We start from the raw sequence: 642 nt of genomic DNA, 5'->3' as shown, positions 1-642 counted from the left end.
AGGGTTTTGGGGGTTAGAGGCATGCTCCTTTCAAGCCCTGCACCAACTATCGCCTATCGCTGTCCGGTCATCATCGCCATTCAGAACCAATCGAGCGGAAGCGTTGCCTAGCATTAGGTTTGCTCCTTGCCCCAGACCCGATGGGGAGCAAATGCGTTTGCGTTTGTGAAAGCATCGCGCAGCGATAACGCAAAGATAAGCTGGAGAAGAGCAGCGAGCGGGCGTTCATGTCTTCAGAGCATTACAAGTTCGACCTTTTCTTGCGCTACCACCGAGAGCAAGCCCGGTGGGCGCGTCAACTGGCGGAGCGGCTGGATCGCGAGGGTTTCAAAGTCTGGTTTGACCGCTGGATGCTGCAGCCGGGGGATAACCGCAAGCTGGAGCTGCAACTGGCCATCGAACAATGCCGCTGGGTGGGAGTGGTGGCCTCTCCAGAGTTTGTTGCCGATCCCTGGCCAAGGGATGAGCTGTACAGCGGGTTTCCCCATGCCCCGGCACGACAAAACCAGCGCCTGCTGACGCTGCTGCACACCCCCACTGAGCTACCCCGCCCCCTGGAAGAGGCGCCCCTGCTGGATTTTACTGGCTCAGAAGAGGATCCGGTGCTGTTTGAGTACCGCGCCTTGGAGCTAATGCACTTTT

1 protein-coding gene is annotated in these 642 nt (G+C 58.4%); it reads left to right on the top strand.

Annotated elements, in window-relative coordinates; translation table 11 throughout:
• Nucleotides 1-227 precede the first annotated feature (227 nt).
• Nucleotides 228-642: toll/interleukin-1 receptor domain-containing protein (locus tag NW815_RS04730; RefSeq protein WP_414415765.1), on the top strand; the 415-nt coding region annotated here is incomplete at its 3' end.

The organism is Synechococcus sp. R6-7, from assembly GCF_047461695.1.
Lineage (GTDB): Bacteria > Cyanobacteriota > Cyanobacteriia > Thermostichales > Thermostichaceae > Thermostichus.
The sequence above is the reverse complement of the archived record's forward strand: the minus strand, read 5'-3'. Positions and strand labels throughout refer to the sequence as shown.